This is a genomic window from Photobacterium iliopiscarium, from assembly GCF_003026395.1.
Lineage (GTDB): Bacteria > Pseudomonadota > Gammaproteobacteria > Enterobacterales > Vibrionaceae > Photobacterium > Photobacterium iliopiscarium.
Map to the genome: position 1 here is coordinate 1 of NZ_PYOO01000016.1, position 12,257 is coordinate 12,257.

The following is a 12,257-nucleotide window of genomic DNA, read 5'->3' on the forward strand; positions in this document are numbered from 1 at the left end:
CCCGTCCGCCGCTCGTCAGCATTGATAGCAAGCTATCAATCTGTTACCGCTCGACTTGCATGTGTTAGGCCTGCCGCCAGCGTTCAATCTGAGCCATGATCAAACTCTTCAATTAAAGTTTTGTTGTCTCTTTCGAGACGGCTCAATAAATACTGACTTTAATACCAATCCTTTATAAATAAAGAATGTAATTTTAAAGCTTTTTATCATTCAAAGAATGATAATTAAATAACTGTGCCAAATAATCGTCTCTATAAATAGATTAGGTTATTTGTATTGGTCACTCAGTTTATTGATAAATCTTTCGACTTAACTATTCAGTGAGTGCCCACACAGATTGCATGGTCAAATTGTTAAAGAACAATCTTCTTCGAATTATCAAACATTTGACTGTTTAATCGTTTCGTTGAAGTGGACGGCCATTCTAGCGAAATAACATAAAGTGTCAACCACTTTTTCATTTCTTTTCTTTTATCAGGCGTATCATCCAATCGATTATTGCATAACATCTTCTTTTATAAAGCTGCTCGCGTTTCGATAGAGCAGCAGTATAGAGACAACTGCTGCCATCGCAACTACTTTATGCATTTTATCAATAAAAAGGGGTTGTTAGATCAAAAAGCAACCAAAGCGATCGATAATACAATTACAGCGCCTTAAATTGTTGGCTAAAATGTGACACTTTGTGCCAATCGGTATATTCAACTTCTTTAGTCGTATCTGTTTCGCCATCTGTTAACTTCATAATCAGCTTAATCATAGTGCGATCAAAAAAGTTATAGCGTGGATAACGTAATGCTCCAGCGAAGACGGCCATCATTTTAGGATGCCATGGTGACTTCAATAAAAACTTCTTTATATAAGCACTGGTTGCTGGTGTATCTTTACCTTCTTTACGCGCAGTTAAATTGACACAAAAGAAAGCGACCTTTGCTTGTTCAAGACTTGTAAGATTTCGCGCTATAAATTGATATAGCTTTTTATTTAAATGGCCATAACGTACAGAAGCACCAACAAGTACTCGGTCATAAGCACTAAAATCAATTTTTGGCTCTAAATGAATATCAACATAATCACATTGATACTGCTCACCTAAATTCTGCTCTATATGGTTAAGGATTTTAATCGTTTGTCCTTCACAACTAGAATGCAGTAATAATACCTTTTCCATGATAGCTCCTTTAGTTACGCCAAAAGGTCGGCGTAAATAAAACTAATAATGTAAATACTTCTAAACGGCCAAATAGCATAGCAATAATGAGGATCCATTTCGCTGAATCATTTATTTGACCAAAATGAACCGCAACTTCGCCTAAACCTGGGCCTAAATTATTAAGCGTTGCCGCCACAGCCGAAAATGCAGTTAATTCATCAATACCTGTCGCAATAAGTGCCAGCATACACACCACAAACACCAATGCATAAGCCGAGAAAAACCCCCACACGGCATCAACAACTCGTTGAGGTAACGCTTTATCGCCAAGTTTAATGGTATACACCGCTCGAGGATGCACTAAGCGTTTTAATTCTCGCACCCCTTGCAATGAAAGTAACAACATTCGAATCACTTTCATGCCGCCCCCAGTCGAGCCAGCACAACCTCCTATAAAGGAGGAAAACAGCAATAACACAGGTAGAAATAACGGCCAGTCAGAAAATCCTGTGGTGGTAAAACCCGCAGTGGTAGAAATAGAGACCGTTTGAAATAGCGCTTGATCAAAAGCATCAAAAGAGTGGTCATAAGAATGATGCTTTAATAGCAATCCAAAACAAATCACAAATAGAATAAGTTGCACCACAAAGAATGCTCTAAATTCAGGATCTCGCCAATACGTTTTGAGGTTTATATTGCCATTACCAAATGCGGCAAAATGAAGTGAAAAATTACAGGCTGAAATTAAAAGGAAAACCACGGTGATCATATTAATAGTAGGACTATTAAAATAACCGATACTGGCATCATGGGTTGAAAAACCACCGATTGCGATCGTTGAAAAACTATGTGATATCGCATCAAAACCACTCATTCCAGCAAGCCAAAACGCTAATGCACAAGCAATTGTTAATGCTAAATATATATACCACAACGTCTTAGCTGTTTCGGCAATACGCGGTGTCATTTTGCTGTCTTTTACTGGCCCCGGCGTTTCAGCGCGATAAAGCTGCATGCCACCGATACCTAGCACGGGTAATATAGCAACGGCTAACACGATAATTCCCATACCACCAAACCACTGTAATAACTGACGATAAAATAAAATCGCTTTAGGTAAGTGGTCAAGACCAACAATGACTGTTGCACCCGTTGTTGTCAGTGCAGAAAATGATTCAAAAAAGGAGTCAGCAACCGACAAATCTGGATTTTTAGACAACAGAAAAGGCACCGCACCTGCGCTGCCAATAACCGCCCAAAACAACACCACAATGAGAAAACCATCACGGGCTTTTAATTCACGCCGATGATAGCGATTAGGAAACCATAACGCTGATCCACCCGCTAGTAATAAAAAGAAGGTGACAACAAAAGGAAATCCAGCACCATCACGGTAAATCAAAGCCACTAAAGCGGGAATGAGCATCGTGACACTAAATAAAGCGAGCAACAGCCCGACGATACGTATAATTGAACGAAACTGCATGGCCTTAATCGGCCCTCATCTGAAAGTACATAATAGAATAAATAAGGGTTAACCCTCTAATGTTGATGTCGCGACGATCCGCCCACCACTACGATTAACCAACTTGGTACTAAACTCAGCCACAATGCGACTATCAAGCGCTAAATGCATACTGACTTGTTGTGCATAATCAGCCTTCAATTGCGTGCCGCTATATTCGCTTAATAATGATTCAACTAATGAAATCTGATTATAATCACAACATAAAAACAACTCACTGATGATGATCTTTTGTTGTGTGGTCAGTAACGTTAATGCTTGTTGTACGCCACCACCATAAGCCTTAACTAACCCACCAGTGCCTAAATGGATCCCGCCAAAATAACGTACAACAACGGCGGTTAGTTCACCGACACCGAATCCGGTTAATTGGGCTAATATCGGTTTCCCTGCTGTACCTGATGGTTCGCCGTCATCACTAAAGCCCCACAACATTGAATCTGTCGGTCTACCCGCAACAAAGCCCCAACAATGATGATTGGCACTTGGATGGGCTAACTTTACTTCGTTAATAAACTGCTTAGCCGCTTCAATCGACGCCGTATGGGCCAAATACGTTATAAAATGGCTTTTCTTGATTTCTTCTTCAAAAGTCACTGATTGCAGTGGGATCAAGTAAGGCTCAAAAGTTGACATAAAATATATCCCATCATCAAAAAACAACGGCAGGATAACATATTCCTATCATGACCCAAGCAATGCTCATTATTGCTTACAATGACACTCATTCTATGAATAATCACCTTTAAGATAATGTACCAACCGACAATGTTAAATAAATGTTTAAATTAATTATTGAATTTGTGGTCATTGCAGTTCAGACTAAATATTAACCACTACAGGTCAAACCAGTTAAATCGCACCAGATCCGTCATAGCATGGAATATATGGAGATAGAACATGATTTACCACGGTGAAACACTCTCTGTACACTACCTTGAAGAAGGGATCGCTGAACTCATTTTTGATGCACCAGCTCCCATCAATAAATTTGATCTCGCCACTCTTGAAAGTTTTAATCGAGCGCTTGATGCACTCTACCAACAACCCAACCTTAAAGGCTTAATCCTACGTTCAACCAAAGCGGCATTTATCGTTGGTGCCGATATTACTGAATTTCTAGGATTATTTGCCCTGCCAGCAGATCAACTGTCAAAGTGGCTTCATCATGCCAATACTATTTTTAATAAGTTAGAAGATTTACCCGCTCCAACCATCTCGGCCATTAATGGTTACGCCCTAGGTGGTGGTTGCGAATGCGTACTCGCGACTGATTTTAGAATTGCAGATCATCAAGCGCATATTGGATTACCAGAAACAAAACTCGGGATCATGCCAGGATTTGGAGGGACGGTTCGCCTGCCACGGTTAATTGGCGCTGATAGTGCAATGGAAATAATTACCTCAGGTAAGAATAACAAAGCCGATTCAGCCTTAAAACTAGGATTAATTGATGCGGTGGTTGCCACAGATCTCTTACCAACAGCAGCATTACGTATTATTAAACAAGCTATTGCGGGTGATTTAGATTGGCAGCAACGCCGATCTCAAAAAAAAATGCCATTAAAGCTAACAGCTACTGAAGCATTAATGAGTTTTACCACGGCTAAAGCGATGGTCGCTAATATCGCAGGTAAACATTACCCTGCACCAATGGCGGCAGTGACCGCAATCGAAACCGCTGCAACCTGCGAACGAAAACAAGCTTTGGCTATCGAAAACACTCACTTTGTCACCCTTGCTAAAACCGATGTTGCTCAAGCTTTAGTGGGTATTTTCCTAAATGATCAATATTTAAAAAGCAAAGCTAAACAAGCCATTAAAACAGCCCAACCGATACAACAAGCGATGGTACTGGGCGCAGGAATTATGGGTGGTGGCATTGCTTATCAATCAGTAACAAACCATGTCCCCATTGTCATGAAAGATATCACCAGCGAGGCCTTAACTCTTGGCATGCAACAAGCCGCTAAGTTGCTCAATAAAAAGCTCACTCGAGGGCGGATTGACGGCTTACAAATGGCGGCAACATTAGCCACCATCACCCCAACCCTGACTTATTCTGATTCCAATCACGTTGATATTGTTATAGAAGCGGTAATTGAGAACCCCACAATAAAAACCGCAGTACTCGCAGACGTTGAACAACAGGTTGCCGATACCACGGTCATCACTTCAAACACCTCAACAATCCCAATTAATTTACTCGCAGCATCATTACAACGCCCTCAAAACTTTTGCGGCATGCACTTTTTTAATCCGGTTCATAAAATGCCATTGGTTGAGATCATTCGCGGCCAACACACCTCAAATGAAACCATCGATCAAGTGGTGGCTTATGCGGCTAAAATGCGCAAAACCCCCATTGTCGTTAATGATTGTCCGGGATTTTTTGTTAATCGAGTTTTATTTCCTTATCTAGCGGCATTTAGTTTACTGCTGCGTGATGGTGGTGATTATCGTCAGATTGATAATGTTATGGAGCAAGATTTCGGGTGGCCAATGGGACCGGCTTATCTGCTCGATGTAGTGGGTATTGATACCGCCCATCATGCTCAAAAAGTGATGGCAGAGGGATTCCCACAACGAATGGCTAAACACGATGCCGATGCTATTGATGTGTTATATGAGCAACAACGCTTTGGGCAGAAGACAGGTGCGGGATTTTTTAATTATCATCTGGATAAAAAAGGTAAACCTAAAAAAACAATTGATCCACACACTGCCCGTTTACTTGCGTCCATTGCAGCAACGTCGACCTCATTTTCAAGCACCACCATTATCGATCGCATGATGATTCCAATGATTAATGAAGTCGTACGCTGCTTAGAAGAAAACATTATTGCGACGCCAGCTGAAGCGGATATGGCATTGGTCTATGGCTTAGGTTTTCCTCCTTTTAAGGGCGGGGTATTCCGTTATTTAGATAACCTAGGTTTAGCCAATTACGTCGCATTAGCCGATAGCCATCAATCACTCGGCCCTTTATATCAAGTACCTGAAGGTCTGCGCGCTAAAGCGGCGGCTGATGAGTGTTATTACCCCACCGTTGCTGCGGCATCATTAAGGAGTTGATTATGAATAATGTGGTGATTGTTGACTGTATTCGTACCCCGATGGGACGCTCAAAAGGCGGTGCATTCCGCCATGTACGTGCTGAAGATTTATCGGCACATTTAATGACAGGATTATTAACCCGTAACCCTCAATTAGATGCGAATAATATAGAAGATATTTATTGGGGATGTGTGCAACAAACCTTAGAACAAGGATTTAATATTGGTCGTAATGCAGCACTATTAGCAGGGATCCCAACCACTGTCGGCGCAACAACCGTTAACCGTTTATGTGGTTCATCCATGCAAGCGCTGCATGATGCCACTCGCGCTATTATGGTGGGTGATGCACAAAGCTGTTTAATTGGTGGCGTAGAACATATGGGTCATATACCGATGACTCACGGGGTTGATTTCCACCCAGGCCTATCGAAAACTGTCGCTAAAGCCGCGGGAATGATGGGATTAACCGCAGAAATGTTAGCGCGAAAATATGATATTAGTCGTGAGCTGCAAGATCAATTTGGCGCACGTTCACACCAGCGCGCTCATGCCGCTACGATTGAAGGTCGATTTACCCGTGAGATTTTTGCTACCGAAGGTCATGATAACGAAGGGATTTTAATTAAATATACTACCGATGAAGTCATTCGCCCCGAAACAACCGTGGCGACACTAAGCCAATTACGCCCGATTTTTGATCCCACCCATGGCACGGTAACAGCGGGAACATCATCAGCGTTATCAGATGGCGCGGCGGCAATGTTACTCATGGATGAACGCCAAGCACGCGCATTAGGCTTACCCATTCGCGCGCGAATAAAAGCCATGGCGATTGCCGGATGCGAACCATCACTCATGGGATTTGGCCCTGTTCCTGCCACTCAAAAAGCATTACAACGCGCAGGGTTAAGTTTAGATGATATTGATATCATTGAGCTCAATGAAGCCTTTGCGGCACAAACATTACCCTGCATTAAAGCACTCGGGTTAATGGATCATCTTGATGAAAAAATTAACCTTAACGGCGGTGCGATTGCCCTTGGTCATCCATTAGGGTGTTCTGGTGCCCGTATCTCCACTACTCTCATCAATCTTATGGAGCAAAAACAAGCCCGCTTTGGTTTAGCAACAATGTGTATTGGTTTAGGGCAAGGCATTGCCACTATCTTTGAACGAATAGAATAATTACACTCAATATATAGCGTGTCGCTGTTGGTCCTATCATGAAAGACATAACATGCAACTTACACATAGATACAATGAGTAAGTTTCATTTTATTCATCAAGATAAGCCGTCTACACTCAATCCTATATTGATTGCTAACCATGAATTTACCGGAGTATTGCAATGTTTAAAGCACTAGTACTAGAACAAGAAGATAAAAAAACACTAGCAACTATTCGCCAAGTGGCAACATCTGAATTACCTGAAGGCGATGTATTAATTGATGTTGATTACTCGTCATTAAACTATAAAGATGGCTTAGCAATTACCGGTAAAGGTCGTATCGTACGTCAATTTCCTATGGTTCCTGGTGTCGATTTAGCGGGCACAGTGGCTGAATCAAGTGATGATCGTTACCACGTTGGTGATAAAGTGGTATTGACTGGCTGGGGCGTTGGTGAAGGTCACTGGGGTGGCATGGCTGAAAAAGCCCGCCTAAATGCAGATTGGTTAGTACCATTACCTGCCAATCTTGATGGCAAACAAGCGATGATGGTCGGTACTGCGGGCTTAACTGCGATGCTGTGTGTACAAGCGATTGTTGATGCTAATGTCAAACCTGAAGATGGCGAGATTTTAGTAACAGGCGCTAGCGGTGGTGTAGGTTCAGTTGCCGTCACTTTACTGGCGCAACTCGGCTACAAAGTTGCCGCAGTAACAGGTCGCGCTGAAACCAATGGGCCATTACTCAAGCAACTTGGCGCAACGACCATTATTGAACGTAGTGTATTTGAAGAACCCGCTCGCGCACTTGATAAACAATTATGGGCTGGCGCTATTGATACTGTTGGTAGCAAAGTACTGGCTAAAGTATTGAGCCAAATTAACTACAACGGTGCCGTTGCGATTTGTGGTCTGGCTGGCGGCTTTGATTTACCAACGACAGTAATGCCTTTCATTCTGCGTAATGTACGTTTGCAGGGGGTTGATTCCGTGATGTGCCCATTTGAAAAACGCCAACAAGCATGGCAACGTCTGACTGAACTCTTACCAACAAGCTACTTTGAACAAGCTTGTCGTGAAGTCACGCTTGAACAAGTGGCTGAATGTGCAGAAGCGATCACTAATGGTCAAATCACCGGCCGTGTCGTCATTAAACTGTAACGGCTAAATAATGCGGTATTAATGCCGCAGAATGATGGTCATTAATGAATAAGGTCAGTTATGTGCTGGCCTTTTTTATTTTTCAAAACATGCCACTACAACAACCCGATATCATGAATACGTGAATCTATCAGCCGCCCACATTCTTGTTTAATAATAGTTCGCAGCCATATTTGTGATGCCGAATGTTCACAACGTGCATGCCATAATAATGAATAATCAAATGGCTTAAACTCAAACGGTAATGGCTTCACAATTAATTGGTAACGCTCTGCGACTAAATAGGCTAAGTCCGCGGGTACAGTAATAATCAATGGCATTTGTTCGATGATCGCTAAAGCCGCTTCTAAATGATAAGCCCGTAACACCATTTTAGGTGGAGAATACCCACGTAACTGTTCATCAATTAACGCCTTAACACCATCACTTATTGCAATCATTGCATGAGGATAGGTCAGATAATCCTGTAATGTGAGCGGCTTATTCGCGAGTGGATGATCAGGGCTAACAAGACAAAATACACTCACCAAGCCTAATAACTGATGACATAACGGCTCTATATCAAAACTTGGCCGACAAATTGCCATGTCACAGCCCCCCGTAGTTAACTGGGATAACACGTTATCATGCCGCAATGGACTAAATTCTAATGCTATATGAGGCGCTTCTTGATAAATACGCGGTAATGCAAAAGGCAAAATAGTCTGCATTGCATAATCAGTGGTGGCGATCTTAAATGTTTGCTCACAAATCGCAGGCTCAAAATCACTCGGCGTTAATAATAGTCGAAGTGATTCTAACGGCTCATTGAGTTGTTCATTTAATTCTAATGCTCGTTGAGTGGGTAACAATGACTGCCCTTGACGGGTAAACAACGGATCACCAACCAAATCACGTAATCGTCCTAACACTCGGCTCATGGCTGATTGGCTCAAGTTAAGCCTTATTGCTGCACGACTTACACTGCCTTCATCCAACAACACCTTTAACGCAACCAGTAAATTTAAGTCACGACGGTAAACATCTTCGAGCTCCATTGCTTTACTTCTCTAACGCTATAAATTAATCAGATATGGCAACAGTATGGCGGGATAGATAAAAAAAATCCCGCCTTTTAAGACGGGAATACTCAAGACGTTGCATCATCGATCAATACTCACATTATTTTTTTTGCTGTTCTAATTCATTTTTGTGGGAAAATTCAACCCACAATCCAATAATTGCAGCAAGTAAACCACCCACCGCAAACAGACCTGTCTCATGGTGATGAATGAGCATGATGGTACTAAATGAAATAATACACAGTACCGCGTAAATCATAACGCGATCAATTGAAGTTAACATAATATCCCCCTAATCCATCAGAAGAAAAGTTAATGTGATGTTAATAACGTTACACATTTTATCTAGATTTGCAAAGCCTTATTGATTAATTCACATCCCTCAGTATGATCACAATGTCTACAATAATACGTGTGAATTATGACTGCTAATTTTGAAAATCCGACCCATAGCCTTGATGCACTAGGCTTACGTTGTCCTGAACCCGTAATGATGGTACGCAAGACAGTCAGAAAAATGGCAACTGATGAAACCTTATTAGTTGTTGCTGATGACCCATCAACTACTCGCGACATTCCAAGTTTTTGTCGCTTCATGGATCACACCCTTATCGCCGCAGAAATAGAAACGCTACCTTACCGTTTTCTAATCAAAAAAGGCGCTAACAACTAAATCAAATAAAAAAGGCAACGTTAATCACGCTGCCTTTTTAGTTGTTACTGATCACGCTGTTGCTGGCGTAAATTATCCAATTCATGTTGTACCTGACGTAACTCTTTTTTAAGTGGTAATACATAACGTAACCGAACCCATGCATCAACAGATAAGTAGGTTGTAATAATCGTTCCAACCACCATCGGTAACCACATGTCAGTTAACATCATTCCCACCACATTCAATACAAATGCAATATGAAACAGCCAACATTGACTTTGCGGTGAGATCGCTAAAAATCGCGTCATAAATCCCCCTACACAAACTAACCGTATTCAGTATTTATCATTAAATCTCTTTAAACTCTAGCATGGTAAATAATGATTATCTTTTGCAGCAATCACAGTTACACACTTAAATTAATCAACCTTTTATAACGCTTTAATTATCCTAATGAGTGTTAATAAAGTTTCACATGAAACCCAAACCACCATTTTTAAAACAAAAAAAACCATGCGCCTTAGCCCATGGTTTTTAATACCGTTACGCAACACTATTACTCTCAATAAGAGAATATTAACCTAGTGGAGACAGAATAATCTCTACACGACGGTTTTGTGCACGACCTTGTGTCGTACTGTTTGTTGCAATAGGACTGTTCTCGCCACGGCCTTGAGAAACAACTCGATTAGCATTTACACCTTGACGGATAAGGTAGTTACCTACTTCACCAGCACGTACTTGTGATAGACGTTGGTTATAAGCTGCCGCACCTGAACTATCAGTAAAGCCTAATACATTCAATTGTGTTTTAGGGTATTCCTTAGCAACTATCGCTACATTATGTAACGCTTCCATCGCACGGCTATTTAGTGAAGATTGGTCAACACCAAACGTAATTTCATTTGGCATATTCAAAATGATGTTATTGCCATTACGAGTAACTGTAATACCAGAAGAGGCTAATTGCTGACGCAGTTTCGCTTCTTGTACATCCATGTAATAACCAATACCACCACCAAGTGCAGCACCAGATGCAGCACCAATAAGTGCACCTTTACCGCGATCGTGTTTGCTTGAAGAAGCAATACCAATTGCAGCACCGGCTAACGCACCAATGATAGAACCACCAGTACCTTTTGCAGTTTGGCTCTCACCTGTATAAGGGTTAACAGTTGAACAACCTGCAAGAGTAACTGCTGCAACAACAGAAATTACAGCCGCACGCACCCAAGTTTTTGATGCCATCACTTGATTTTTTGCCATTTAATTTAAAGACCCATGTTATTGATACGCGTATCGCATACCGAATAAAACCGCGTTGACGATAATACCAACGAGTTATTTATTAGCGCTATTGTAATCAACCGATACATTTACGCCATCAAAATAATGTCAAATATTCATGAAAACCCAGCTCTAACAAGGGTCAGTAATGGGAATTATCTCAAAACAAGCTATAGATGGATAAAAAACACCCACTGCCCCTACTCGCCTCTGGGTTGGCAATGTATACTTGATAATTCATTATTTCATCCACTAATCTCGCGAAGCTGACAATGCAGAAATACGATATTAAAACCTTTCAGGGCATGATCCTCGCGCTGCAGGATTACTGGGGCCAACAAGGCTGTACTATTGTGCAACCTCTTGACATGGAAGTGGGCGCAGGTACCTCTCACCCAATGACGTGTCTACGAGCTCTAGGTCCAGAACCAATTGCAGCAGCGTATGTACAACCATCTCGTCGTCCAACCGACGGTCGTTACGGTGAAAATCCTAACCGTCTTCAGCATTACTATCAATTCCAAGTAATGCTTAAGCCGTCTCCAGATAACATTCAAGAACTGTACTTAGGCTCATTAGAAGTGCTAGGTGTAGACACTAAAGTACATGACATCCGTTTTGTAGAAGACAACTGGGAAAACCCAACCTTGGGTGCTTGGGGTCTTGGCTGGGAAGTTTGGCTTAACGGTATGGAAGTAACACAGTTTACTTACTTCCAACAAGTTGGCGGCCTTGAGTGTAAGCCTGTTACAGGTGAAATCACTTACGGTATCGAACGTCTAGCGATGTACATTCAAAACGTTGATTCAGTCTATGACTTAGTTTGGACAGATGGCCCATTAGGTAAAGTAACCTACGGTGATATCTTCCATCAAAACGAAGTTGAGCAATCAACTTACAACTTTGAATACGCGGATGTTGATTTCCTATTTACTTTCTTTGACCAGTGCGAGAAAGAATCACTGAAGCTATTAGCCCTTGAGCAGCCACTGCCACTACCTGCTTACGAGCGTATTTTGAAAGCAGCACATGCCTTCAACCTACTTGATGCTCGTAAAGCAATCTCAGTGACTGAGCGTCAACGTTACATTCTACGTATTCGCAATGTAACTAAACAAGTCGCTGAAGCTTACTATGCATCACGTGAAGCACTTGGCTTCCCAATGTGTAAAAAAGATAAGTAAGGGA

General features: G+C 41.7%; 12 protein-coding genes and 1 rRNA gene. 5 read left to right on the forward strand and 8 right to left on the reverse strand.

Annotated features, from left to right (window positions below; translation table 11 throughout):
* The 4 genes from C9J51_RS16850 to C9J51_RS16865 all read right to left on the reverse strand — a co-directional run.
* A 16S ribosomal RNA gene (locus C9J51_RS16850) occupies positions 1–115 on the reverse strand; the annotation flags it as partial.
* A 531-nt stretch (positions 116–646) separates the two neighbouring features.
* Positions 647–1,171, reverse strand: coding sequence for a menaquinone-dependent protoporphyrinogen IX dehydrogenase (hemG, locus tag C9J51_RS16855; protein WP_045037244.1), 525 nt, complete (start codon positions 1,169–1,171; stop codon positions 647–649).
* A 10-nt stretch (positions 1,172–1,181) separates the two neighbouring features.
* The gene (locus C9J51_RS16860; RefSeq protein ID WP_045040458.1) at positions 1,182–2,639 is read right to left on the reverse strand and encodes a TrkH family potassium uptake protein; all 1,458 of its coding nucleotides are present in this window, start codon (positions 2,637–2,639) and stop codon (positions 1,182–1,184) included.
* A gap of 48 nt (positions 2,640–2,687) precedes the next feature.
* Positions 2,688–3,314, reverse strand: coding sequence for a YigZ family protein (locus C9J51_RS16865; RefSeq protein WP_045037242.1), 627 nt, complete (start codon positions 3,312–3,314; stop codon positions 2,688–2,690).
* 264 nt (positions 3,315–3,578) lie between these two features.
* Here C9J51_RS16865 and fadB point away from each other — a divergent pair, with 264 nt between their 5' ends.
* From fadB to acuI, 3 genes are all read left to right on the forward strand, one after another.
* Positions 3,579–5,753 (forward strand): fatty acid oxidation complex subunit alpha FadB, encoded by a 2,175-nt coding sequence (gene fadB, locus C9J51_RS16870; RefSeq protein WP_107275252.1) that lies wholly within the window; start codon positions 3,579–3,581, stop codon positions 5,751–5,753.
* 2 nt (positions 5,754–5,755) lie between these two features.
* Positions 5,756–6,922: an acetyl-CoA C-acyltransferase FadA gene (gene fadA / locus C9J51_RS16875; protein WP_045040460.1), complete on the forward strand. Its 1,167-nt coding sequence runs from the start codon at positions 5,756–5,758 to the stop codon at positions 6,920–6,922.
* 163 nt (positions 6,923–7,085) lie between these two features.
* The gene (gene acuI, locus C9J51_RS16880; protein ID WP_045037239.1) at positions 7,086–8,066 is read left to right on the forward strand and encodes an acrylyl-CoA reductase (NADPH); all 981 of its coding nucleotides are present in this window, start codon (positions 7,086–7,088) and stop codon (positions 8,064–8,066) included.
* A gap of 95 nt (positions 8,067–8,161) precedes the next feature.
* On the opposite strand, the gene C9J51_RS16885 is transcribed toward acuI, so the two are convergent.
* Positions 8,162–9,103 (reverse strand): LysR family transcriptional regulator, encoded by a 942-nt coding sequence (locus tag C9J51_RS16885; protein ID WP_045040461.1) that lies wholly within the window; start codon positions 9,101–9,103, stop codon positions 8,162–8,164.
* A gap of 124 nt (positions 9,104–9,227) precedes the next feature.
* The gene (locus tag C9J51_RS16890; RefSeq protein ID WP_045037237.1) at positions 9,228–9,410 is read right to left on the reverse strand and encodes a hypothetical protein; all 183 of its coding nucleotides are present in this window, start codon (positions 9,408–9,410) and stop codon (positions 9,228–9,230) included.
* A gap of 138 nt (positions 9,411–9,548) precedes the next feature.
* Here C9J51_RS16890 and tusA point away from each other — a divergent pair, with 138 nt between their 5' ends.
* Entirely contained in the window at positions 9,549–9,800 is a 252-nt protein-coding gene (gene tusA, locus C9J51_RS16895) for a sulfurtransferase TusA (protein WP_045037236.1), read from the forward strand.
* Between the two features lie 44 nt (positions 9,801–9,844).
* On the opposite strand, the gene C9J51_RS16900 is transcribed toward tusA, so the two are convergent.
* Positions 9,845–10,090 (reverse strand): hypothetical protein, encoded by a 246-nt coding sequence (locus C9J51_RS16900; RefSeq protein WP_045037235.1) that lies wholly within the window; start codon positions 10,088–10,090, stop codon positions 9,845–9,847.
* A 268-nt stretch (positions 10,091–10,358) separates the two neighbouring features.
* A complete protein-coding gene (locus tag C9J51_RS16905) occupies positions 10,359–11,048 on the reverse strand; it encodes an OmpA family protein (RefSeq protein ID WP_045037234.1) in 690 nt (229 codons plus the stop codon).
* Positions 11,049–11,341: 293 nt separating this feature from the next.
* Here C9J51_RS16905 and glyQ point away from each other — a divergent pair, with 293 nt between their 5' ends.
* On the forward strand, positions 11,342–12,253 hold the full coding sequence (gene glyQ / locus C9J51_RS16910; RefSeq protein WP_045037233.1) for a glycine--tRNA ligase subunit alpha: 912 nt from the start codon (positions 11,342–11,344) through the stop codon (positions 12,251–12,253).
* Positions 12,254–12,257 lie beyond the last annotated feature (4 nt).

Coding starts and splice junctions, on each gene's coding strand:
- hemG (WP_045037244.1), bottom strand. CDS start 1,171: ATGGAAAAGGTATTATTACTGCATTCTAGTTGTGAAGGACAAACGATT.
- C9J51_RS16860 (WP_045040458.1), bottom strand. CDS start 2,639: ATGCAGTTTCGTTCAATTATACGTATCGTCGGGCTGTTGCTCGCTTTA.
- C9J51_RS16865 (WP_045037242.1), bottom strand. CDS start 3,314: ATGTCAACTTTTGAGCCTTACTTGATCCCACTGCAATCAGTGACTTTT.
- fadB (WP_107275252.1), top strand. CDS start 3,579: ATGATTTACCACGGTGAAACACTCTCTGTACACTACCTTGAAGAAGGG.
- fadA (WP_045040460.1), top strand. CDS start 5,756: ATGAATAATGTGGTGATTGTTGACTGTATTCGTACCCCGATGGGACGC.
- acuI (WP_045037239.1), top strand. CDS start 7,086: ATGTTTAAAGCACTAGTACTAGAACAAGAAGATAAAAAAACACTAGCA.
- C9J51_RS16885 (WP_045040461.1), bottom strand. CDS start 9,103: ATGGAGCTCGAAGATGTTTACCGTCGTGACTTAAATTTACTGGTTGCG.
- C9J51_RS16890 (WP_045037237.1), bottom strand. CDS start 9,410: ATGTTAACTTCAATTGATCGCGTTATGATTTACGCGGTACTGTGTATT.
- tusA (WP_045037236.1), top strand. CDS start 9,549: ATGACTGCTAATTTTGAAAATCCGACCCATAGCCTTGATGCACTAGGC.
- C9J51_RS16900 (WP_045037235.1), bottom strand. CDS start 10,090: ATGACGCGATTTTTAGCGATCTCACCGCAAAGTCAATGTTGGCTGTTT.
- C9J51_RS16905 (WP_045037234.1), bottom strand. CDS start 11,048: ATGGCAAAAAATCAAGTGATGGCATCAAAAACTTGGGTGCGTGCGGCT.
- glyQ (WP_045037233.1), top strand. CDS start 11,342: ATGCAGAAATACGATATTAAAACCTTTCAGGGCATGATCCTCGCGCTG.